17 protein-coding genes and 2 pseudogenes are annotated in these 24,359 nt (G+C 47.4%); 8 read left to right on the top strand and 11 right to left on the bottom strand.

The window, feature by feature from the left end:
• Window positions 1-18: 18 nt before the first annotated feature.
• The 3 genes from ACTQ16_RS13620 to ACTQ16_RS13610 form a co-directional block, all read right to left on the bottom strand.
• Window positions 19-1,329: a Na+/H+ antiporter NhaC family protein gene (locus ACTQ16_RS13620; protein WP_294970503.1), complete on the bottom strand. Its 1,311-nt coding sequence runs from the start codon at window positions 1,327-1,329 to the stop codon at window positions 19-21.
• Window positions 1,330-1,344: 15 nt separating this feature from the next.
• Window positions 1,345-2,841, bottom strand: a complete 1,497-nt coding sequence (locus tag ACTQ16_RS13615) for an altronate dehydratase family protein (RefSeq protein WP_294970505.1) — start codon at window positions 2,839-2,841, stop codon at window positions 1,345-1,347.
• 71 nt (window positions 2,842-2,912) lie between these two features.
• Window positions 2,913-3,977, bottom strand: a complete 1,065-nt coding sequence (locus tag ACTQ16_RS13610) for a LacI family DNA-binding transcriptional regulator (protein WP_441937871.1) — start codon at window positions 3,975-3,977, stop codon at window positions 2,913-2,915.
• A 396-nt stretch (window positions 3,978-4,373) separates the two neighbouring features.
• Here ACTQ16_RS13610 and ACTQ16_RS13605 point away from each other — a divergent pair, with 396 nt between their 5' ends.
• The 5 genes from ACTQ16_RS13605 to ACTQ16_RS13585 are packed head-to-tail and all read left to right on the top strand — an operon-like array spanning window position 4,374 to window position 11,127.
• On the top strand, window positions 4,374-5,396 hold the full coding sequence (locus ACTQ16_RS13605; protein ID WP_294970509.1) for a sugar kinase: 1,023 nt from the start codon (window positions 4,374-4,376) through the stop codon (window positions 5,394-5,396).
• Window positions 5,397-5,423: 27 nt separating this feature from the next.
• Window positions 5,424-6,095, top strand: a complete 672-nt coding sequence (locus ACTQ16_RS13600; protein ID WP_006846600.1) for a bifunctional 4-hydroxy-2-oxoglutarate aldolase/2-dehydro-3-deoxy-phosphogluconate aldolase — start codon at window positions 5,424-5,426, stop codon at window positions 6,093-6,095.
• A gap of 45 nt (window positions 6,096-6,140) precedes the next feature.
• On the top strand, window positions 6,141-9,728 hold the full coding sequence (locus ACTQ16_RS13595) for a DUF5112 domain-containing protein (RefSeq protein WP_441937869.1): 3,588 nt from the start codon (window positions 6,141-6,143) through the stop codon (window positions 9,726-9,728).
• Between the two features lie 24 nt (window positions 9,729-9,752).
• On the top strand, window positions 9,753-10,478 hold the full coding sequence (locus ACTQ16_RS13590) for a DUF5932 domain-containing protein (RefSeq protein WP_153126131.1): 726 nt from the start codon (window positions 9,753-9,755) through the stop codon (window positions 10,476-10,478).
• A 34-nt stretch (window positions 10,479-10,512) separates the two neighbouring features.
• Window positions 10,513-11,127, top strand: a complete 615-nt coding sequence (locus ACTQ16_RS13585; protein WP_441937867.1) for an ABC transporter substrate-binding protein — start codon at window positions 10,513-10,515, stop codon at window positions 11,125-11,127.
• A gap of 480 nt (window positions 11,128-11,607) precedes the next feature.
• On the opposite strand, the gene ACTQ16_RS13580 is transcribed toward ACTQ16_RS13585, so the two are convergent.
• The 8 genes and pseudogenes from ACTQ16_RS13580 to ACTQ16_RS13545 form a co-directional block, all read right to left on the bottom strand.
• Window positions 11,608-12,771 carry a fimbrillin family protein gene (locus ACTQ16_RS13580; protein WP_441937865.1) on the bottom strand — a complete coding sequence of 388 codons (1,164 nt, stop codon included), beginning with the start codon at window positions 12,769-12,771 and terminating at the stop codon, window positions 11,608-11,610.
• 77 nt (window positions 12,772-12,848) lie between these two features.
• Complete coding sequence (locus tag ACTQ16_RS13575; protein ID WP_441937863.1) at window positions 12,849-13,781, bottom strand: DUF5119 domain-containing protein; 933 nt, start codon at window positions 13,779-13,781, stop codon at window positions 12,849-12,851.
• Window positions 13,774-14,373, bottom strand: a pseudogene (locus tag ACTQ16_RS13570) (DUF3575 domain-containing protein); the annotation flags it as partial. The pseudogene ACTQ16_RS13570 and the gene ACTQ16_RS13575, both read right to left, overlap by 8 nt.
• Window positions 14,374-15,371: 998 nt before the next feature.
• Entirely contained in the window at window positions 15,372-16,331 is a 960-nt protein-coding gene (locus tag ACTQ16_RS13565; protein ID WP_295346442.1) for a hypothetical protein, read from the bottom strand.
• Window positions 16,332-16,493: 162 nt separating this feature from the next.
• The gene (locus ACTQ16_RS13560) at window positions 16,494-17,255 is read right to left on the bottom strand and encodes a tRNA threonylcarbamoyladenosine dehydratase (RefSeq protein ID WP_294970520.1); all 762 of its coding nucleotides are present in this window, start codon (window positions 17,253-17,255) and stop codon (window positions 16,494-16,496) included.
• Window positions 17,256-17,372: 117 nt separating this feature from the next.
• Window positions 17,373-19,340, bottom strand: a complete 1,968-nt coding sequence (locus tag ACTQ16_RS13555) for a KUP/HAK/KT family potassium transporter (RefSeq protein ID WP_441937861.1) — start codon at window positions 19,338-19,340, stop codon at window positions 17,373-17,375.
• 313 nt (window positions 19,341-19,653) lie between these two features.
• Entirely contained in the window at window positions 19,654-19,746 is a 93-nt protein-coding gene (locus ACTQ16_RS13550; RefSeq protein ID WP_153121823.1) for a smalltalk protein, read from the bottom strand.
• A gap of 205 nt (window positions 19,747-19,951) precedes the next feature.
• On the bottom strand, window positions 19,952-20,524 hold the full coding sequence (locus ACTQ16_RS13545) for an HU family DNA-binding protein (protein ID WP_441937859.1): 573 nt from the start codon (window positions 20,522-20,524) through the stop codon (window positions 19,952-19,954).
• Between the two features lie 717 nt (window positions 20,525-21,241).
• Between ACTQ16_RS13545 and ACTQ16_RS13540 the strand changes: the two are divergent.
• The 3 genes and pseudogenes from ACTQ16_RS13540 to dcm form a co-directional block, all read left to right on the top strand.
• Window positions 21,242-21,364: pseudogene (locus ACTQ16_RS13540) on the top strand (Rpn family recombination-promoting nuclease/putative transposase); the annotation flags it as partial.
• A gap of 273 nt (window positions 21,365-21,637) precedes the next feature.
• Window positions 21,638-22,687, top strand: coding sequence for a hypothetical protein (locus tag ACTQ16_RS13535; RefSeq protein ID WP_441937858.1), 1,050 nt, complete (start codon window positions 21,638-21,640; stop codon window positions 22,685-22,687).
• On the top strand, window positions 22,684-24,000 hold the full coding sequence (gene dcm / locus ACTQ16_RS13530; RefSeq protein ID WP_295348276.1) for a DNA (cytosine-5-)-methyltransferase: 1,317 nt from the start codon (window positions 22,684-22,686) through the stop codon (window positions 23,998-24,000). The genes ACTQ16_RS13535 and dcm overlap by 4 nt, the downstream gene beginning before the upstream one ends.
• Window positions 24,001-24,359 lie beyond the last annotated feature (359 nt).

The following is a 24,359-nucleotide window of genomic DNA, read 5'->3' as shown; positions in this document are numbered from 1 at the left end:
TAAATGATATTTTTCTGTTTAATAATATCGCTTCGGATAGCGGAAGATGATTGCGAGGAATGCGGCAATACCGATGGCTACCGGATAGTAGAGATAGGGCAGAATGTCCATCGGACTGATTCCTGCCAGACCGGCTGCCAGAAGCATCTGAACTCCGTAAGGAATCATTCCCTGCACCATACACGAGAAGGTGTCGAGGATACTGGCTGCCTTGCGGTTGTCTACGCCAAACTTATCACCTATCTTCTTTGCGATATTTCCTACAGTCAGGATTGCCACCGTGTTGTTGGCTGTGCAGATATTCACCAGCGATACGAGCGCAGCAATGGAGAGTTCGGCTCCACGCTTGCCGTGAACACGGGCGGTAATCTTGTCGATGATATAGTTGATTCCTCCGTTTTCCCGGATGATTTCCAGCATTCCACCTGCCATCATGGCGATAATCACCAGCTCGCCCATGCCCGTGATTCCATTGCCCATTGCCGAGAACCAGCCAAACAGGTCGTAGGAGAGGGGAGAACCGAGATAGTAGCTTGCCACGCCGATGAAGCCACAGAGTATCGTGCCCATTGCCAGAACAGCCATCACGTTCATGCCGGCTATGGCGCAGACGAGTACTAATATATAAGGTAATACCTTGACGTATTCCACGTCTGCAATGTCGGTTGGAGCCTGAAGACCGATTCCCATCACGGCATAGACGCCGAGGATGATGAGGGCTGCAGGACCCACGATGAGCGAATTCACCCTGAACTTATCGCTCATCCGGCAACCTTGCGTTTGGGTTGCCACCACCGTCGTATCAGAGATGAACGAAAGGTTGTCGCCAAAATAGGCGCCACCCACGATGATGGCGGTCATCATACCCACATTGCCGTGCATGGAACTAGCCAGTCCGGCTGCAATAGGAACCAGCGCCACTACCGTTCCTACGCTGGTACCGATGGAGACGGAGATGAAGCAAGCCGCCAGGAAGAGTCCTGGAAGAATCATGCTGGCAGGCAGAACGCTCAGCGCCAGGTTCACGGTGGCGTCTACAGCCCCCATCGCCTTTGCCGATGCTGCGAACGCACCTGCCAGTACGTATATCCACAACATGAGCATCAGGTTGTTGGCACCAGCACCTTTACTGTAGGTATCTACTCGCTTCTTGATGGGCATTCCACCCGAAATCGCCACGGCATAGATACTGGATATCATGAATGCCACGGTGAGCGACAAGCTGGTGTCCTTGTGAGTCGCATCCGTAGAATAGACGGTGAACACTGCGATGAGGACAATCAGCAGAAATAACGGCGATAGCGCCAGCAAACCTTTTTTATTACTCATGTTTTATATTTAATGTTACAATGTTACTCCATTCTTGAAAATGGAGATTTCGCTGTAGCCGTTCTTCTCATTGCGGGCTTCCTCGCCATTGGCTACGGCGATAATCTTATCGATAAACTTACGTACAAGATCCTTCATCTCAGTACCCTCTACCAGTTCACCAGCATTGAAGTCAATCCAGTTTGGCTTATTCTTTGCCAGATTGCTGTTGGTAGAAATCTTCATGGTTGGTACGAAGGTGCCGAATGGCGTTCCACGACCGGTGGTGAAGAGTACGAGCTGGCAACCTGCAGAAGCCAGTGCTGTGGCTGCTACGAGGTCATTGCCTGGAGCTGAAAGGAGGTTGAGACCGGTAGTCTCCAGACGATCACCATACTGCAATACGCCGCTGACCGGAGCACGGCCGCACTTCTGTGTACAGCCCAGCGCCTTGTCTTCGAGGGTAGAGATTCCACCAGCCTTATTGCCTGGAGAAGGATTCTCGCCAACTGGTTCACCGTGGCTGAGGAAGTACTCCTTGAAGTCGTTGATGAGGTGAACAGTCTTGTCGAAGAGTTCCTTGTTTTCACAACGGTTCATCAGGATGGTCTCTGCACCAAACATCTCAGGCACCTCGGTGAGGATAGATGTTCCGCCCTGAGCAACCAGCCAGTCAGAGAATTCACCTACCAATGGATTGGCTGTGATGCCGCTGAAGCCGTCAGAACCGCCACACTTCAAACCTACGCGGAGCTTGCTTACCGGCACGTCCTCGCGCTTGTCTTCCTTAGCCTTCTGATAGAGGTCACGGAGCAGCTTCATGCCTTCCTCCAGCTCATCGCCTTCAACCTTCTGTGTTACAAGAAGTTTGATGCGGTCCTTATCGTAGTCGCCAAGCATCTCCATGAAAGCGTCAGCCTGATTGTTCTCACAGCCGAGAGAGAGTACGAGCACAGCGCCAGCATTTGGATGAAGGCAGATGTCTCGCAACACCTTACGGGTGTTCTCATGGTCGCCTGAAAGCTGAGAACAGCCATAGTTATGGTGCCATGCGTGGATGGCGTCGATTCCCTCGCAGTTGGTCTCCTTCTTCAGGAGTTCAACAAGCTTCTCTGCGATTCCGTTCACGCAGCCCACAGTAGGGACCACCCAGATCTCGTTTCTTACACCTACTTCGCCGTTCTTGCGAACGAATCCCTTGAAGGTGCGGTTCTCCTGTGCGATGCTCAACTGCTCGTCTACTGGGTTGTAGGTGTACTCCAGAGTTCCGGCAAGATTGGTCTTGAGATTATTCTCGTTCACCCATTCGCCCTGCTTCAGGTCCTTCTTGGCGTGGCCGATTGGATAACCATACTTGATGATGTCCTTTCCTTCGGCAGCATCGTCGATGAGCACCTTATGTCCAGCAGGAGTATCCTGCAACAGGGTGATGGTCTTACCATCTACCTCAATCTCTTCGCCCTTCTTCATTGGGCGCAAGCAAACCACTACCGAGTCGGCAGGGTTAATCTTGATAAAGCTTGATAGTTTCATTCTGTAGTTGTTTTTATATATTTATAATTATGTATATATTCAAATACTTATTTCCTTCAATCAGAATCATTTTAGATTTGCGTTCTGCGATAAAAGTCTACGTTCTCCTTCATCAGCAGCTCGATAGGCATGTAGTTCACGGTGGTCACCTTCTTCTTTAGCACGATTGCCCGGAAGAGGGTGTCTACACAGTAGTAACCCTGCATGTAGGCGTGCTGTGCGATGAGGAACGAGATGCTTCCCTCGCGCAGACAGTGGGCATTCTTCTCCACCATGTCATAGCCCATGATCTGAACATCACGGCGGTTGGTTTTCAGGAGGAAGTCGCCCACGATATGTGCCTTCGATGTCATGGTGATGCAGTGATGCGTATCCGGATGCTCGGCAAAATATCTCTCCAACATCTTCACGTATTCGTTTCGGGTTCCGTTGAGCGGCAGGTCGAGTACCTTGATTTCCACCTGTGGGAAGTGATCGTGCATGTAGTGGCGGAAACCTACCTCTCGGTTGTCCTGCTGCTTGCTGACCACCTTTCCGTCCTTGGTCTGTCTCATCAGCATGATTTCCTTTTCGCCACTGGCAATCATCATCAGCACCTTGGCTGAGAAGAAGCCAGAGCAGAACGAATCCTGACCGAAGAATGAGAGCGGACGCAGGTCGGGCATGTATGAGTCGAGGAGGATGAAGGGGATGCTTTTATGATGCAGCTGTTCGGTCAACTCCCGTGTTACGGCGAGCGAAGACGGAACCACGATGACGCCCTCAGGCTGTGCTTCCAGAATCTCTTTCGACATATCACGGAACGAATCCTCATTGGAGCGCTCGTAAAATCTGATTTCTACGTTGATATGGAAATCGCGGCGCACCTCTTCACACTTCTTTGCACCTTCCTCTATCTCTTCCCAGTAAGCTTCCGATTCGTGCTTAGGGATGAGCAGATAGAAGGTGTACGATTTGTTGTACGCCAATGCACTGGCGTACATGTTGGGTTGGTAATTCATCTCCTTCAGCGCCTTCTCCACCTTTTCACGGGCAGTCTTGGATACGTTGGGGCGCTCATGGAGAACTCGGTCAACCGTTCCGACGGATACGCCAGCTCTTTCAGCAATATCCTTGATTCTGATTTTTTCGGCCATTGTTTTAAGTATTTATTTTTGAGGAAAGCTTCGCGCGAACATTATTATATAGTAATATGTGCCGGCTGTGCATTTCCATCAATTGATTATTGAACCAAAGCATGTGTGTGCGACCACAGTTCATACTTTCGGGCACAAATATACAATAAAAAAATGAATTGTGCGAATACACAGCTGTTTTTTTGCACAAAAACCAAAAAAAAGTATTGAAAAAAGGAAAAATACGGGTAAAAACGAAAAAAAATCCCTTTTTATTTCGTTATTTGGGAAATTATGGTTATTTTTGCCAGCGATATGAGACGGTGACTTAAAACATTGTCAAGATCATGTAATGATGAGTTCCTAGAATTGTCAATTACAAACAAACATAAAAACAATAAATTAAAACTATCAACAATGGCAAAAATTGTAACATTAGGTGAAATTATGCTTCGTTTGTCACCAGAAGGCAACGAGCGCTTCATTCAGAGTGATTCATTCCGCATCATCCCTGGCGGTGGTGAAGCTAACGTAGCTGTCAGCTTGGCTAACTATGGTCACGAGGCTTACTTCGTATCTAAGCTGCCAAAGCACGAGATTGGTCAGATTGCCCTGAATGCTCTCCGTCGCTATGGTGTAAACACTGATTTCATTGCTCGTGGTGGCGACCGTGTTGGTCTTTACTATGCTGAGACTGGTGCTTCTATGCGCCCATCAAAGGTTATCTACGACCGTGCTCACAGCGCTATCGCAGAGGCTGATGCTGCAGATTTCGATTTCGATAAGATCATGGAGGGTGCCCAGTGGTTCCACTGGAGCGGTATTACTCCTGCTATCAGCGACAAGGCTGCTGAGTTGACCAAGTTGGCTTGTGAGGCTGCTAAGCGTCATGGCGTAACTGTTTCTGTTGACCTCAACTTCCGCAAGAAGCTGTGGACTTCAGAGAAGGCTATCTCTGTAATGCGTCCTTTGATGAAGTACGTTGACGTTTGCATCGGTAATGAGGAAGATGCTCAGCTCTGCCTGGGCTTCAAGCCAGATGCTGACGTAGAGGGCGGCAAGACAGATGCTGAGGGTTACTACGGCATCTTCCAGGGTATGATGAAGGAGTTCGGATTCAAGTATGTTGTTTCTACTCTCCGTGAGTCTCTCTCTGCTACACACAACGGCTGGAAGGCTCTTATCTATGACGGCAAGGACTTTTACCAGAGCAAGCACTATGATATCAACCCTATCATCGACCGCGTAGGTGGTGGTGACTCTTTCTCTGGTGGTCTGATCCACGGTCTCCTGACCAAGGAGACTCAGGCAGAGGCATTGGAGTTCGCAGTAGCTGCTTCTGCATTGAAGCACACTATCCCTGGCGACTTCAACCTCGTTTCTGCTGATGAGGTAGAGAGTCTTGCTGGCGGTAACGCTAATGGTCGCGTTCAGCGATAACATTTAACACTTAACATTAAAATAAAAATGGCAAAGTTTAGCAAAATGCAGGTCATGGCAGCCATGAAAGAGACTGGTATGGTTCCTGTATTCTTCAATAAGGACGTTGAAATATGCAAGAACGTAATCAAGGCTTGCTATGAGGGTGGCGTTCGCGTTTTCGAGTTTACTAACCGAGGTGACTTCGCTCACGAGATTTTCGGTGAGTTGGTAAAGTGGGCTGACAAGGCTTGCCCTGAGATGATCTTGGGTGCTGGTACAGTGGTTGACGCTGGTACAGCTTCTCTCTATCTCCAGTTGGGTGCCAACTTCATCGTAGGTCCTAACTTCAACCCTGACATTGCACCAGTCTGCAACCGTCGCCTGGTACCATATTCACCAGGTTGTGGTTCTGTTACAGAAATCAACAATGCTCAGGCAGCAGGTTGCGATGTAACCAAGGTATTCCCTGCAGGTAACGTAGGTGGTCCTTCATTCGTCAAGAATGTGATGGCACCATTGCGTTGGAGCAACATCATGGTAACAGGTGCCGTAGAGCCAACAGAGGAGAATCTTACTCCTTGGATCAAGGCTGGCGTTCTCTGTGTAGGTATGGGCTCTAAGCTTTTCCCTAAGGAGACTGTTGCTGCTGGCGACTGGGCTGCTATCACAGCTAAGTGCCAGGAAGCTCTTGGCTATATTGCCAAGGCTCGCGCTTAATTTTGAAAATCGTTTTTAAATAAAAGTTGTTTGGTTTTTATGCTTATGCATAAAAAGAAATGTCATCTTTATAGCGTCGTCATCAACCTTGTGGTGGTGGCGGCGCTTTTCTTTTCAGCTTGTTCGCCTGCCCATCAGTATGAGGTGGATAAGTTGAACAGCCAATCCTATGCTCTTCACTATCGCAACCTCGACTCTACCAAAGTGCTGGCAAAGAGAGCCTTAGCTCTTTCCGGCGATTATCCTACCGGTTATGCAGAGGCTTGCAACAACCTTGCCTTCGTGGCTATAGCCAAGATGGATTACAAGCTTGCCAAACAGTGGCTCAACCAGGTGGAAGAACGCAGCGACAACCAGATAGAACTCCTTATTGCCGACGTCCAGAATATGCGACTCTGTCAGCGGGAAGCCCGCAACAAGGATTTCTACGCCTATCGTGAGAAAGCGATGCGCCGACTGCGCCGAATAGGCGAGGAGACTGATAACCTTCCTCCTCGTGAATATCAGCGTGCGGTCTATGCCCAGTCAGAGTTTGCGGTTGTGGCTTCCACCTATTTCTATTATGTGCAGTTGGAGAAGCCGATGATGCAAGCCCTGAACCAGATAGACCCTGACGCCTTGGAGCAGGACACAGCCCAGTATCTGAACTATCTCTACAATTACGGTTCGGGTGGAGCGATTACCCACGGTACTCAGCACGAGATTCTGCAGGCAGAATTCGATATGCTCATCAGATGCTACATGCTGGCGAGCGGTCCTAATCCTTATCCTTACTGGCAGGCGAATGCCCTTCAAGCTATCAGCGAACATATCCAGGATGAAGACAACCGGGAGTTCCTCATCAGGAACAACCTGCCTGCCTTCCAGTATCTCAACATCGAGCAGATGCCAGCCAACCTGCTTGCCGGCAACTTTGCCCAGCGGGCGCTCAATCTCTTCAGCAGCTATGGCGATGTTTATCAGACGGCAGGAGCCCATCGTACCCTTGCCGAGTGCTATTGGCAAATCAGGGATTACCAGTCGTCGCTCGACTGTCTGAACCATGCGCTCTATGACAACAAGGCTATCTTCCAGGCGCCCGACCTCGTGGCTTCCATCCGCGAGCAGATGAGTCTGGCTTATTCCGCACTCGACGACAAGGTGAAGAGCGACTACAACCGCAACGCCTATCTCGACCTGCAGGAGTCTTCCCGACAGGACCGCCAGCTCGAAGCCCGTGCAGCCCAGCTCGACGATATCGCCACGATTCTCAATGTCATGATCATCGCCGTGATAGCCATGATTGTCATTGCCGTCATCCTGCTCTATGTCTTCGACTATATGAAGCGCAAGAAAGCCAAGGAGGAATCCACGGAAGAACTGCTTAAACCTCTGCATGAACGAATGGAACTTAATGCTCAGAAACATAAAGAATTCCTTGAGAAGTTTGAAGAGGAAACAGAACGCCGTATGGAATTGACGATGAGAGTATCTGCCAACAAGGAACGCAACGTGGAGCAGCGCACCAAAGTGGAGTTTGCCAACTCAAATCTTTCGTATATAAACCGTATGCTGAACGAGGTGACCCGACTCTGCAAGGGTGGTGAAACCGAGGAGGTAAGAAAACAGCGCTACCAGTATATATTGGAATTGGTAGATGTCATTGAAGATTATAACAGTACCCTGACACGCTGGATTCAGATGAAGCAGGGAATGCTGAATCTCCGCATTGAGAGCTTCTCCCTGCAACAGCTCTTCGACATTGTGGAGAAGGGAAAGACGAGCTTCCAGATGAAGGGCATCAGGCTCGTGGTGAAGCCGACGGATGCTGTTTTGAAAGCCGACCGTGCCCTGACGCTCTTCATGATCAATACGATAGCCGACAACGCCAGGAAGTTTACTCCTGCCGGTGGTGAGGTGGTCGTCGAGGCTCAGGTCAAGGCAGAGGATAAGTATGTGGAGATTTCCATCACGGACAACGGAAGGGGTATGGACGAGGAACAGCTGGCTCATGTCTTCGACCGCGCCTATACCGGCGGACATGGTTTCGGACTGATCAACTGCAAGGGAATCATCGAGAAATACAAGAAGACGAGCCGCATGTTTGACAAGTGCGATATTTCTGTACAAAGCAAGGTGGGCAAGGGGAGCCGTTTTGCCTTCCGCCTTCCTGCGGGTCGTATGCTCCTGCTGTCGTTGCTGATAGCCCTGTTCTCATGTCTTCCTTCAGGCAGCGCCTGGGCAAAGATGCAGAAATCTCATGGCTCTCATCATCAGCACAAGCGTACAGCCGTTCAGAAGCCGCTCAATCTGCAGCGAGCCGACCAGTATGCCGACAGCGCCTATTTCAGCAATGTCAACGGTCATTACGAGCGCACGCTTGCCTTCGCCGATTCAGCAAGAGAGTATCTCAACCGCCATTATCTCTCGCTCCGGCCTAAGGGAACCTTCCTGATGGTGAAGTATCCCAAGTCGGGAGCCATAGCCGAACTGCAGTGGCTCAGAGACAGTCTGCCAACCGACTACAACGTGATTCTCGATATCCGCAACGAGAGTGCTGTGGCAGCCCTGGCGCTCCACCAGTGGGACCTGTATGCCAGCAACAACAAGGTCTACACCCAGCTCTTCAGGGAGATGAGCGCCGACAATACGCTCGATGAATACGTGCGCACGATGGAGGTTTCCAAAAACTCCAAGAATGTGGCGGTGGTTCTCCTGATACTCCTCCTGCTGCAGCTGCCGCTGGCTTACTATCTGCTGTATTATCGCCACATCCTGCGCTATCGCTTCGCCGTAGACAAGGTGAATACCATCAACCAGATTCTGCTCAGCAGCAGCTCTGACAAGGAAAAGCTGCAGCGAATCAGCGAGATATGGGATGAGAAAACCAGCCGTAGAGCCAACAGCGAACAGCTCAACGAGGTGGTGGTGCGCATCGAGAAAGCGCTGAACGACGGCATTGCAGATGTCCGGAAGGACTACAGCAGACTGGAACTGCTGGAAGATGAAATCCATCGAACGGAATACGAGGGCGACAAGCTGTATGTTGCCAATCAGGTGCTCGACAACTGTCTCTCTGCCCTGAAACACGAAACGATGTATTATCCGTCGCGCATCCGACAGCTCATCGAAACCAATCCCGATGATGTGGAATCGCTACGCGAGCTGATAGAGTATTACAAATCGGTATATACCATGCTGAGTACTCAGGCGATGGAGCAGGCGAAGGGTATGGTAAGGCTGGATTACCACCTGCTGGAGCTTCTTTTCGAAATCCTGATAGCCAATACGAAGAAGTGCGACATCAGAATCGAGACTACGGACGGAAATCCTTATGCCGAGGTGTATGTGAAGCAGCATGAGTCGGCTTACGTTTCCCGCCAGATTACCGATTTCTTTTCTTCAACTACCGTGGATGTCAATTATCTCGTGGCAAGACAGATAGCCAGAGAGGTAGGTGATATTACCAACTTGCGCGGCTGCGGTCTCAGTTCCACTGCCGGATCTGACGGCAGTGCAATCATCACGGCTGTCCTGCCTGTAGCGGTCGTTAAGAGAATCGACTTCGAGGGCTTGAAGGAAAGATGGAAACATAAGGTTGAATTAGAAATAACAGAAGTTCAGAATGAGAAAACTCAAGCTGGAGTTGAATAGAAATACTTAAAATAGAATAGAGATATGGAGAATTTTAAAGTGATTATAGTAGAAGATGTGCCACTGGAGCTGAAAGGTACCGAGGGCATCTTCAAGACCGACATTCCTGAGGCAGAAATCATTGGAACTGCCGAAAACGAACCGGCTTACTGGCGACTTATCAAGGCGCAGAAGCCCGACCTCGTGCTGCTCGATCTGGGATTGGGCGGTTCTACCACCATTGGCGTGGAAATCTGCCGCAGCACCAAGCAGCAGTATCCCGACGTGAAGGTGCTCATCTTTACGGGCGAGATCCTCAACGAGAAGCTTTGGGTGGATGCGCTGGATGCCGGATGCGACGGAATCATCCTAAAGAGCGGTGAACTGCTCACCCGTGGTGATGTGGCGAGCTGCATGGGCGGCAAGAAGATGGTCTTCAACCAGCCTATCCTGAAGAAGATTATCGAGCGATTCAAAAAGAGCGTAAACAGCGAGCTGATGCGCCAGGAGGCTCTCATCAATTACGAGATTGATGAATATGACGAGCGTTTTCTGCGCCATCTTGCCCTGGGCTACACCAAGGAGCAGATTACTGGCCTGCGAGGAATGCCTTTCGGCGTGAAGAGTCTGGAGAAGCGCCAGAACGAGCTGGTGCAGAAGCTGTTTCCTGACGGCAACAACGGCAATAGCGTGAATGCCACCCGACTGGTGGTAAGGGCCTGCGAACTGCGCATCCTGGATATTGATAATCTCGTGGCTGACGAGGAGTAGGTCACGAGGGAGATAAGTCATGGGGAATAGGACTATGAGGAATAGGATATCGATTTATCGGAAGTTGACCCGTTTGGGGGCATGGCTGGCTAGCGGATTGCTGGTTGGCCAGTGCGTTCTGGTGCTGGTATCGTGGCTGCAGACGGCTGCGATGCCGGAAACCTTCCCGCGCACGTTGCTCAATGCCGAGGGCATCCGATGGTTCTTCGGACGCTTTACGGAGAATCTGATGCAGCCGATGCTGGTCTGGCTCCTGCTGCTCTGCATCTCGCTGGGGGCACTCTACAGGAGCGGTCTGCTTCATTTCAACGGCAGGGAATATCGCCAGCGGGTAGCCATGCGAGTGGTGTTTTTCGAGTTTCTGCTGTTCGTCTTCGTGATGGTTTGTCTCACGATGGTTCCCCATGCTATATTGCTGAACGTGATGGGTGGCATCTGGGGCAGTAGTTTTACGAAGAGTCTCCTTCCGTACATTTGTTTTGCGGTCATGGTGATGAGTCTCACCTTTGGTGTGGCGAGCAACCGCTTCCGTTCGCTCACGGAGGCTTATGAGGCGTCGTATTCAGGCATCCGCGTCTTTGCTCCGCTCTATCTCCTCTACGTTCTCTCCGTCCAGCTCTACAGTTCCCTGGTTTATCTTTATTTCTAAAAGGACGGGGCTAATATCTCTGTGAATTATGAAAATATCTCTGAGAGATAAATTAATATATCCGTGGGATATGAAAATACAGAACTTTCTCATGTGGTTCAAGAACGGGCTGAAGGCTCAAAAGCTCCTAGCCCAGGGCAGCACCCTGGGTATAATAGCGTTTTCAGCAAGGCGCCCTTACAGGGCGACAGGTTTGCGACAATAAAAAACCAGGGCGATGCCCTGGGCTAGGAGCTTCTGCCCTTTCAGGGCGTATGGGGAAAACGGGCTCTGCGCCTTTCCCTTCGGCCGATGGCCGTTGGTTCAGGGCGTATGGTAAAACGGGGGTCTTTAAAATATGGGTAAAACGAGCTTCTTTAAACTATGGATAAAAAGGGTAGGGATATGAAAAGCCCTGCAAGAGGTAGCTTGTTGCTGTTCTCTTGCAGGGGATTTTATCTATAATTGGACTTACTTGTGAAGTTTTTGCCTAATTGAATGTTATTGATACAATGGAATGTCTTTGTCTGTTGAAGTATTGTCATCAACATTTCCCCAATCTTCTACTGATGGTTCGAAATTAATTGGAGTTAAGATTGGCTGACCATGCTCATCATAACCACCACCGAATATCAGGGTGTAGACATAACGCTTGCCTGGTTGCCAATCAGCTCCGAATGGAACCCAAATGTACTCAAATTTACTTGCGTCACCTTTTATATATTCTCCGTTTACTTTAATTTTGCAACTAATACCTAAATAGCCTTCTTTGTCTTTATCAGCATCGTCTTTTGTTTTAGGTGTTGTTGTACTGGTTTGCCAAGCTCTCAACTGCTGAGGGATAACTAACATTGGTGTCTTTTTAGATATATCAGTAGCATCTGTAGTACTATTTACCGTAATATTTGCTCCTTCTTTTATAACAGTGAAATCAAGACCACCTCTTTGGAGGTCATTAGGTCGCCAATTCTTTCTTTTCGGTGCAGTATTATCTGTAGGAATATCAAAGTAACCGCTAAACTTTATATTGAAGAGCTTAATTTCATTAATCTCTACAACTAAGTTTGGATCATTGGTCTTTGCCTGAAAAGCAATTTGTGACAAAATGTGTTTGAAAGCTAAATTCACCTTCCCGCCACCAGATTTTGTCTGTCCCTTGGCAACAGCGTACATTACATCAACATTGGCAGGAATTGATGTATTGGCATACTCATCGCTGGGTGAATAGAAAATCGTTGGGCTTTCATGGTTAAATTTCCAACCTAAAGACAATTCACCAGGAAAGGTTGCAGGACTTACTGCATAAAAATCCAGCGAATAATTTGGCCAATATCGAAGATTTGAAGGATCATTATATGTCCAGGCACTGTTCACAGCGTCATACTTGATGTGAACACCATTATGAGCGAAAAAATCATTATCAGTATCATTATTACCCATAAAAGCGTTACCATCACCATCAAAGGCATATACCTTGAAGTCCGTTTTTGTGATATCCCCAGAATTAATAATCGTTGCTCTAGATTCCATCTGGCTGCCAACGGTATGGAAGCCGATTGGGGTCTTTTCCTGAACGGTGTCAATGCTTGCGAGCTCGGTGTCCGAGCATCCTGACAGCGATGCCATTACGGCAAAGGCTGCGGTTAATAAATAAATTTTGTTCATAAGATAATTAAATTTACTGAAACATTAAATATATAATTGGTTTATTTTACCTGAAAACTTTCTGAATCGCATATTTTCTAACACTGAATATCCGTGTTTACGTCTGCCCAGTCATCGGCTCCTACGTCAAATCCGGCATCGTCCTTGATGCCTCCGGAATCCTCCGGAATGCCGAAATCAAAGTTCAATACCAGATGAACATTGCCTATATGGCCCTCTACAGGGAAGGAACGGACCTGCTGGGTTACGTCCTGCTCCAGAACATGCAACTTGCCCGTGCGACTCTTGATGTAGAGCTTGAACACATGAGGCTCGGTGCTCTTCTGGCGATAGCCGAAGGTGTAGAAGCCGCCCCTGATCTGACCGTCCTTTACCTCGCCGCCAAACAGCAGGCGCTCGGATGGAACATCATCGGGCAACTCATCGTTTGCCAACAGCAGCGAACCCGACATTCCAGAAAGACTCGCCCTGATGTCAGCCACTCTCTCAAGATGGCGGATGCCATGCACCTCGTAGGTGTATCGGCTCACCTTGTTCTCGGGATAGAGCGTGATGACCAGCTCGTCTTCCTTGCCATTGTCCTTGACCGAAACCGTTTCCAGATAGTAGCCGCACATCCACGGAGGAGTGATGCAGGCATGCTCGCCATCAGGCGTCTGAACGGAGCGGGTATAGGCGGTAAACTGCCAGAAACTGTCAGTATTCTTCCACAGAATGCCGTCGGCATCATAGTTGTAGCTCGCCACGGCATAGTCGTTGACTGGCAACTCTATCGTCCGGCCTTCACCATACGGGAAGTCGAATATCCAGGGATCTCCTTTGCCTTGGAGAGGGAAGAAGATGACTCGCATTCCTTCCGGCTTCTCGAAGTCTGCCAGCTGTTCCCATTTCAGCACCACTCTGAGGGAACGGAACTTGACGGTTTCGGGGAATTTGAGTTCCTTATGCTCGCAGGAAGTCAGGATAAGGGTGAGCAGGAGGATGAAAAATGTAAGGATTCTTCTAATCATCGCCACCTCCTTTCCAGTCTGTGGAATCCATCAGAAAAGAATTTTTCCTTCTGGATTTTCCCTGATTACAGTTCCCTTTGCCCAGGAGCCAGACGAGGGATATTTCAGCCTTTGTAGGGCCTATCCATTGCCGCTTCTTCGTGGCTTGCCATACGTATTCACCGTCCTGTGGGAGATATTCGTGGTAGATTCCGCCCCAGTATCCGGCTCCGATAGTGAAATCGATGTTCCATCTTCGGGCGATGGGGAGGGAGTAGCCATATTCGGCTCCCACCACGTAGTTCATCTTGTCCCAGAGCGTGCCACCGGGCTTGCCGCCCATGTAGCCCCTTCCACCGGTTTCGAAATCGTAGGTGAAAATCTGGCCGTACACCCCGACATGATGCCCCGTGAGGGCTTTCCTTCGGGCTGCCTTTCCCAGCCATTTGCGCAAGGCAACATCACCACCGTAGGCTCGCCAGTACCAATGGCTACGGTCGTTGTTCCACCAGCCATATATGGCGTTGGCGGCAACCGTCCATCTCTTGCCGAGGTCGAATTCCACTCCTACGTTGGGAATCAGTAATGCGTCATATATTATGTTCGTCCGTACATCCATATTGAATGGTTTGTTCATCTTCACGGAGTCGTTCTCATGCTTGACATTCTGTGCTGGCGCTCTGCCGCCATATATTAAGAATGTGATGAGGAGAATATAATTGGTTATCCTGTTCATCATAAATTCTGAGAATTGTATATTTTTTACTGTTTTTATTCATTTTCGACTGCAAAGGTAAGAAAAGTTTGTAATATTTCCAAATTGTAATAGTTAATATATTATAAAGAAAGCAGGAATGTTATTATTTGTTAAATATACTGCCTTTTTGGGAACAAAATTAGAGGGAAGTTAGAGGGAAGTTAAAGGGAAGTTAGAGGGAAGTTAGAGGGAAGTTAAAGGAAAGTTAGAGGGAAGCTAGAGGGAAGTTAAAGGAAAGTTAGAGGGAAGCTAGAGGGAAGTTAAAGGGAAGTTAGAGGGAAGTTAAAGGGAAGTTAGAGGGAAGTTAAAGGAAAGTTAGAGGGAAGCTAGAGGGAAGTTAAAGGAAAGTTAGAGGGAAGCTAGAGGGAAGTTAAAGGGAAGTTAGAGGGAAGTTAAAGGGAAGTTAAAGGGAAGTTAAAGGGAAGTTAAAGGGAAGATAAAAGGGAAGTTAGAGGGAAGTTAAAGGGAAATTAAAGGGAAGTTAGAGGGAAGTTAGAGGGAAGTTAGAGGGAAGTTAGAGGGAAGTTAGAGGGAAGTTAGAGGGAAGTTAGAGGGAAGTTAGAGGGAAGTTAGAGGGAAGTTAAGGGGAAGTTAAAGGGACAAATGTTCTAAGTTTTACGCCAGATGACTATTGTCTCTTAACTTCCCGAACGACCGTAGGGAGTGATAACTTCTTTAACTTCAATCAATTCCCACATATACGCCACTAGAATATTATTTCTTTTCCAGCTCCTGAAGGCTTTCCATTTTCTTGGATTCCAGGAACTCGTAGATGCCGCAGAGATGCTCACGGACGCGGCCGTGGCTCACCACGATGTGTCTACTATCGCCTTCTTCTGTTTTGATGTTATTGGCTAGGATAATATTTCTTTTATTTTCTCCTCTTCGATATGCAATGTCTTTGCTATCATTTCTGCAGCCATGCCAGATTTCGACAGAGCCAAGACTGCAGCACGCAAAGATGCTTTCTGCTCTTCCATCCTCGCTTTCTGCTCTTCAAGCACAGCATTCTGCTCTTCCATCTTCGCATTCTGCTCTTTAATGATTTTATCCTTCTTCATAATAGTAGTATCCCTGTCTTCCAAAGCCTGGAAGAATTCATCCTCAGCATTCATTCTGTTTCTGATATCAGGATTAGCGGCTGCCGACTGGAGACGATGAAGGATATGAGCCATTTCTGCATCATCCGCATATTTATTTTCATCCAACTCTAGCATTCTCTGGTCATCTGGATAAATCTGTGACTGATCGAACACACTCAATATTTTCTCCAGTCTATTGTTCACTCTTCCTTTCAGCAGCGGAATCTGGACAATGATGCTGTCATGCTGCAGACTCTCTACAAATGGGTCTGGCTTCTCCTGGAGAATTTCATTTCCTTCATAGTCATATACCTTATGCTTGGCATAGATTACGGGATCCTTGAATTCACCCACGCAATGCCCCAGCAGATAAACAGCTACAGTAGGCAGGGCAAACTTGCCCTTGGTTTCCTTGCGCATATTCTCCTTGTTGTTATACTGCACAGCCAGATATTGGCGAAAGCGCAAGGTCTCCGTCTCCAGCCATGTTTTCTGCAATTCTATCAGAATAAGCTTCTTGCTGCCATCGTCTTCCAATACGGTTGCCGCAAAATCAACACGAAACATGGATATGGCATCACGAGAAATGTTAGGATACTCGTGACGTCGCATTTCTACAGCAATCACCGTTTTCTGCAAGAGTGCAGAAAGCAATGTCTTGGCTATTCGCTCGTCTTCCATCATATACTTGAAGACGGCATCATAAAGTGGGTTGGCTACGTATATCAACATATTTTCTCCTCCTGATTATATTTAAACATCATGCTAATCTTATGCAAAGATAAGACTTTTATTTTTATTAAGCAAGAAAATCTTGTTTTTTTTGCTCTCAAATAAATTTATTCATTAGGGAAAGTTGAAAAGTATGCACACACCTGGTTATGATGCAAGCCATCAATCGATGATGTGATTGATGACCATTCCTGCGATTGCCATGCCGAAAGTGGCGGTGATGTGACAGAGCGAACCGTTGATCTGCGCCTTTGTTGAGCACCATTCGTGTTCCACGAGTCGCTGGTCGCCCCTGTTCTGCATCGGCTTTTCCTCGCTGAAAACGCATTGGAACTTGCGACGGGGAAACGTCTTGTTCTTCTTGAATTTCTTGCGCAGGGCCCTTGCCAGCGGATCGCCATCCACCTTCCAGAACTCAGCCTTCCTCACCATGAACGGGTCGCTGCGCAGGGCTGCACCCATCGAAGAAATGAAGGTGATTTCCTTCGGAAGGGAAGTGGCACGGAGAATCAAATCTGCCTTGTCCTTCAGCGAGTCGATGGCATCGATGATGAAGTCGTATTCCTCCATGTGGAATTCATCGGCTGTTTCCGCCTGATATATTTTCTGATAGGCGGTGATGTTGGCATCAGGGTTGATATCCAGCAGGCGCTGGCGCAGTGCATCCACCTTCACCTCGCCGATGGTGCGGCTGGTTGCCATCAGCTGGCGGTTGCAGTTGGTCACGCAGACGCGGTCGCTGTCCACGATGGTGATGTTCCTCACGCCGCTTCTCAGCAGTCCCTCAGCGCACCATGACCCCACGCCTCCGATACCGAAGATGAGCACTCGTGCCGACTGTAATTTCTCAAGATTATCCTTTCCCAGGAGCAGTTCCGTTCGTCGCTGCATTCCCCGCTCCATTGCTGTTGTTTTATTTCCCATTCAATTGTCTTTTTATTATCTTTCAACCTTGCTTTGCGCAATTCCGGTGCAAAGATACAAATAATAATCCGAAAAGTTATCATCTGGCAGATTTTTTTGTGTCGGAAAATCTTCCTGTTACTCCTCAATCCGGGCGATGCGCCTGATGCTTCCGGTGCGCTGGCTGATGATGAGCGGCACCCGTTCTACCACCACCATGGAAGTATCCAGCCCCAAAGCCTTAGGCTCGTCGATGCCAATCTTGCTGATAATGGCGTAGATGCTCATCAGTAAATTCTGTTGACGATTATCTGAGCTCTCAGGGTAATAAACGCGGTGGATGATGATGAAACGGAAATCGCCCGGAATGCCGTTCTTGCGCAGCGATGGATAGGTGCTTCTCAAATCTACCTTCCTGCTTGCCACAAGATCTTCCACCACCTGGCGCAGATAGAGGCTCACCCTAGGCTCTATGCGGAAGCCAATGTGCATCGTCACGCTGTAGAGGGTATCGGGAATCAATGTCTCGCAACTGTACTCCAGCGTATCAGGTGTGTCAACAAACTCCATGTTGATAAGCCAGTAATGGTCTGCACGTTTCGGCTGCTTGTTGATGATGGAGTAAAGCAGCTTGTCGTCTACGGTGCCTTCCTTGCTGGCGTGGTTTACATAAACCAGATTGGAAGCGTACTTGGGAATGCTCTCATCGGCCTTGATGTCGGAGATAATCTGATAATAATCATTCAGCGGCTTGGTGCTGATATAATGTCGGCGTATCTTCATGGCTCTCACCCACACATACATCATCAGAAAGAGGATTCCGCCTATGAGCATCGTACACCATCCTCCTGCGAGGAATTTTGACAGATTGGCTGCCAGGAAGATGGCTTCGATGGTGCAGTAAGCGCCCATAAACAGCATTGTGAAAATCCGCGCCACGCCCCTGCTGTGGAGGTAGAAACCGAGCAGCAGGGTGGTCATCAGCATAGTGATGGTGATGGCGAGACCGTAGGCTGCCTCCATGTGCGAGGAGTCGCGGAAGAGCAGGATGATGAGCACCACGCCGATGTACATGGCGAGGTTGATCATCGGAATATAGAGCTGTCCCTTTAAATGGGTAGGATGCTTGATTCGCATGCGCGGCCAGAAGTGAAGGTTCATGGCTTCGCTCAGTATGGAGAAGGTTCCGCTGATGAGTGCCTGGCTCGCCACGATTGCCGCACCCGTGGCCATGATGATGGCGAAGAACAGCATGCTCTGCGGCATGATGGCAAAGAACGGATTCACGGCCATTGATGTATCCACATGATTCAGCACCCACGCACCCTGACCCAGATAGTTGAGAATGAGCATGGTCTTCACAAAGCCCCAGCTGATGGCGATATTCTTCCTGCCGCAATGGCCCAGGTCGGAATAGAGAGCCTCGGCACCGGTGGTACAGAGGAACACGGCGCCCAGAATCAGGAACCACTCCGGCGATCTTGCCAGAAGCATGGCTGCATAATAGGGGTTGAACGCCTTCAGTATCAAGGGATAAGAGGTGATGCTGAAAGCTCCCGTTACGCCCAGCAGCAGGAACCATATCAGCATGAAGACGCCAAACGACTTGCCAATGCTCTCTGTGCCAAAGCGTTGCACAAAGAAGATGATGGTGATGATGCCCAGGGTGATGGGGATGACTGGCAGGTGGGGACTGATGCTCTCGAGTCCTTCGATGGCTGTGGTCACGGTGATGGCAGGTGTGATGATTCCATCTGCCAGCAAGGTGCTGGCACCGATGATGGCAAGAATGTAAATCCACTTTCTCTTCATCTTGCGCAGCAGGGCGTAGAGGGCGAGGATGCCACCTTCGCCATTGTTGTCGGCACGCAGCGCCACGCATACGTATTTGATGGTGGTCTGCAGGGTGAGTGTCCAGATGATGCAGGACAGTGCACCCAGGATGGTGCTTTCGCTGATGGTTTCGCCTGTATGCAGGATGGCCTTCATCACATAGAGGGGTGATGTTCCGATGTCTCCGAACACGATGCCCAGTGTGACGAGCAGCCCCAGGAAGCCTACCCGATGCGGGTTGCAGGCTACTGAACTTTCTGTTTTTTCACTCATGTTACTTCTCTTTTTTTTTAAAATATTATCCTTTAAAATATTATCCTTTTGATTATAAATTTTGGTGCAAAGGTATAGCCATGCGAGATAATAATCGATTTATTTAACAAGAATTATCCGATTTAACATCTGATGAAGGTTATCACATGTACCCCCGTCAGGAAAATACAAAACCGGCTGATTTTTAGTGATGAGCCTAAAATCAGCCGGCTTTCAGAATGGAGAGGATATTAAGAACCTAAATTTACATACAGCACATTACTGCTATTACATACAGCACATTACTGCTATTACATACAGCACATTACTGCTATTACATACAGCTCGTTACTCCGAGCGATGCGGCTACTGCCGTTACGATAGACAACAAGATCTGAATGATTGTCTTCCAAGTTTCACGCTTCATTTTCATTTCATTAGTGATTAATTATTAGTGATTAACTGAACTTTCGCATATGGGGAAATTCAGTGAAGTTAGGGAAGTTAGAAGGAACGACCGTAGGGAGTGATAACTTCTTTAACTTCAATCATTTCCCTCACTTGCGAAACTTGAATTTATTAGTGATTAATTCAGTTTCAGTACCTGAGCAAAGCCCCCGAAGGGGCTATGCCTAGAAGCCAACGTCACCACTATCGGTGTTACCGCCACCGCCTTCCTGGGTTCCGCCGCCTTCCTGAGAGCCGCCGCCCTCTTGAGTGCCGCCACCCTGAGTGGTATCACCGGAGCCTGAGCCTCCGCCAGGAGTACCGGAGGTTCCGCCTCCTTCGCCGGCTACATACTCATCGTATGCCACGATCTTGGTGAGCTTCTTGAGCTCGGCATTACTCCAGTTCTTGGTATTTCTCACAATCAGGTGAACCCCCTGCACGCTTGCAGCCGTCACCTTCTCTCTGGTTTCCTCACCGCGCGAGGTCATACCGATGGAGAACAGGCCGAGGTCGGAGAGTCTCACGCTCTTGCCGTCGAGAATCAGCTCCTTCAGGCAGTCGAGCGTATCCATCAGCACTCCGTGGATGGTGCCTCGGCTGTAAGGCGAATTGTGTTCAGAGATGTGAGTTACGAAGTCCTCGAAGTTCATCTCCCGGTCGCTCACTGCAGTAGCATACCAGAGTTTCTTACCAGCGTTCTCACCACTTTGTGGGGTACGCATTACTTTACGATACTTACTAGTTCCAATTCCCATAATCAATTAATTTTTAAAGGGTTAATGTTTTAATGTTCTCTGATTCATCTTTCTTCCGATTGGTACCTATATCTTCCGATTGATGGTGAAAAAGAAGGGTGATATCTTTCTTCTAATCACAATGCAAAGATACGAAGATTTTCTTTATCTACCAAATTTTTGCATGTGATAAGGAGCGATTTTCAGCAACTTACGATTTGAAACTTAGTTAAAGAAATCAAACTCTATGTTTTGTGGGGTGCATCTCTATGTTTTGTGGCATAGAAAACTATGTTTTGCCATATAAATCAGCATATTACAAAGTAATACCCGTTTTCGGGAAACGTATTCAGTATTCAGTTATTCAGTTTTTTTCGCTGTTGTTACCATTCTCTGTATAGATAGTATATTATATATATATAAATATATATATATATAATATAAAATAATTACTTACAATTTATAACTACAAAAAGGGTTACTATCGCGAAAAAAACTGAATAACTGAATACTGAATAACCTTTTAGGTACCATACTCCCTGAACCAACGGTCACCGGTCGAAGGGAAAGGTAAAGGGCAAAAGCTTTCAAAGACCGGGCAAATAACAAGCTATTGTCCTAACATGGCGACTGGGTCGCGTCTAAAAATAACTTTTTCCGTAACTTTTCCTAGAAATCCCTTGCAGATATGAAAATAAAGTCGCAACTTTGCGTTTGAGAATTTAAAAACAGATGGTTATGAAGTACTTGGATCCTAAGGCAGACCTCACGTTCAAGAAGATATTCGGCAATCATCCTAATCGAATGAGAAACCTTCTGAACGCCCTTCAGTCACTCAACGAAGATGAACTGATACAACAAGAACAGTGAGGCCTTCCAATACGGCATGCTCCAAGCTGTGAAAGGATTCATCGCCAATAGAGACCATGTTAGTTTTTACAAGTTAACTTTTCCATTTTCTCTATCACCTCGATATCCTTGATGCGATGTTAATTACCGGAAAAAGAAAACAAGTTTGAATTAATGAAGTTGTAGGCAGTGGGCTGATTGAACTTTTTTTTGAAATAATATCTAAAAAAAAAGCCCATCTCATTTTTTTTATGTATCTTTGCAGAAACTTTAAAATAAAGAAGTATGGATCAAGATAAATATATTCGCACTATTCAGGAACTGGAAGCAGTTGGTTCGAAATGGTGGCCGGAAGAAGTCAAGAGAGAAGCCGAAGAGATGAGCATCTTGCAGTACTTGCTTGATACTCAGGGTAAATTTATCTCGTTGTTGAATCTTGCCGACAGAACAGATATTGCCCAAATCTTTTCGCTTATAGAAGCGTCAAAGTTCGGATGGCATCTGTTTCTGAAGCATCTCATGATTTTGTCTGATGTAGGTTCAGAACAGCTGCAACGTTTCAATGCTTCATTCTCTGAGCTTTTTACAGATAAATCCCTTGCGTATAAAATGGGCGACAGAGAATATTTCTATTCATTTACCAGCTTGCCTGTTAAAGGTTCACCTTCTAATAAGAAGCTGCAAATAGATTCCATACAGGGGCTGCATGCTTCTTGCAGGAACGAGAATCTATGCAAAGACTTGATCGTACTCTTGCTGTTCGGGGCATATTCTGCCAATGCAGGAACAAGAGCGGTGTTGGAAAAGTGCAAGCTTGGTTCCTTGCTAGGCGAAAAAAGCAAGATTGCAGCCTATGTGAAGCAGAATTATATTCGTGTAAGTCGCATAGTAGGAGGAAAGACGGCAAATGATCTTGGAAATGCAGCGCAGCTGTATGCCGTCAGATATTTGTCGGAAAAACTCGGAAAAGAGTATCGTGTAGTAAGCAATGGTACGATTCCGGGAGTCCAGCTTGACGATGACAAGGAAGCTACATTTGATATTGTTGTCGATAGGATGGCAGATGAAGGCCGTTTTAAGCCTTATGTAGGTATAGAAGTTTCTTTCCAGGAAACATCAAATAGTACAGTAGAAAGAAAGGGACGTGAAGCACGTGCCAGATTTCAGAGTACAATCAACAGAAGAAGCTATGTGGCTTATATCATTGATGGAGCCGGCAACTTCTCCAGAACCTCTGCTGCCAACGATATGTGCTTGAACAGCCATTGCAATGTGGGCTATACGGAGAAGGAGTTTCAATTATTAATCGAATTTATAAAGGAGAAATTGGGATGATACATTTCATTGATTTATTTGCAGGAATAGGCGGTATCAGATTAGGGGTATCCAATGCTCTCAAGGCACATGGTATCCTTTCAGACTGCGTACTTTCCAGCGAAATAAACCCTAGGGCATGTGAGACCTATCAACTTAATTTTGGGGAGTATCCACAGGGGGATATACATGAAATTAGCGAAATCCCCTCTTTTGATTTCCTGTTGGGAGGTTTCCCATGTCAGCCTTTCTCTTACGCAGGTAAGCGCATGGGCTTTGGCGATACACGAGGCACTCTGTTTTTTGAGATAGAGAGAATTTTGGGGCAATACAAGCCGAAAGCATTTCTGCTTGAAAACGTTAGGGGACTCTATACACATGATCACGGAAGAACTTTTGAAACCATCATGCAAAAACTGCATGATTTGGGATATGGTACATACGATTTGTTACTGAACAGTTCTGATTTTGGTGTTCCGCAAAACCGTGTCCGTCTATACATACTTGGAATATTGGGAGCTGAGCCGAAGATGACGCTTCAGACCAATTTGGGGGCAACAGATTCACATGCTTTCAAGAAGAATCAAGGTGAACTCAGTCTGTTTGATTTCTCTTATGGTCAGAGGCGAGCTACTGTATCCCAGATTCTCGAAGAAAATGTAGATAAGAAGTATTATTGTTCAGAAACATTCCAACAGCAATTAAGAAAAGTAGCTGGCATGGATTTGAGCAAGCTCCATGGTTACCGCTTGATTGATTATCGTGGCGGACAGGCGATTCATTCATGGGAACTGGGCAAGAAGGGCGAATGTACTGAGCATGAAATCGAATTCCTGAATTTGCTGGTTACTCATAGACGCCATCCCGAATTTGGGAAAGATAAAGATGGGAAGCGACTCACCCTAGAGCAAATCAAGACCTTCTATCAGAGAGAAGACATCGTGGATATTATTCCTTCATTGCTTCAAAAAGGATATATTCAGGAAACTGACGGGAAGTATAATCTGGTATGTGGTAACATGTCGTTTGAGGTATTCAAGTTCCTTGATCCTGACAGCATCTCTATCACGCTTACCTCTTCCGATTCCAACCGTCTGGGAGTCATACAAAACAACATGGCTCGAAGGATAACTCCTAGGGAGTGTGCGAGATTGCAGGGATTTCCTGATTCTTTTACCGTGAACCCAGTTGATGCCTATGCCTACAAGCAGTTTGGTAATTCGGTTTCCGTACCAGTAATAGAAGCTGTAGTTAATGATTTTCTTGACAATAATATGGAACAGCTCGGCTGGAAGGAAAAAAAGGTTATTGGCGGAGAAAAGAAACTGGCCTGATAGCCGATGTTTGGGATATTGATACCCTCAAATCCGCAACCTATAGGGTTTAGTGGGATTTTGCTTGCAAAGCGACAAAATTCATTTTATTGTACATATTTCTTGCACAACAGAAATGTCGCAGACACAAAATCCCCTTACCCCATAAAGCGACTTGAGGTAATACGCTGGTTTAACCAGAAAAGCATGGTCTTTAACCAAAGTCTGTCTTGAACAGGTTGGCATAAGCATTGTTGTCTGAGTAAATATTCAATACATGCCTACGTGATGTCTTAATCCATTTCGCAGGAACAGAGATGAACTTGAAAACAAAGGTCTTGATTCTGCTGGTGGCACGCAATCCAAATTCATGGGTTTTC

The organism is Prevotella sp. LCP21S3_D2, assembly GCF_052118345.1.
Taxonomy (GTDB): Bacteria; Bacteroidota; Bacteroidia; order Bacteroidales; family Bacteroidaceae; genus Prevotella.
Note: the sequence above shows the minus strand (reverse complement) of the source record. Positions and strands in the feature narration are given on the sequence as shown.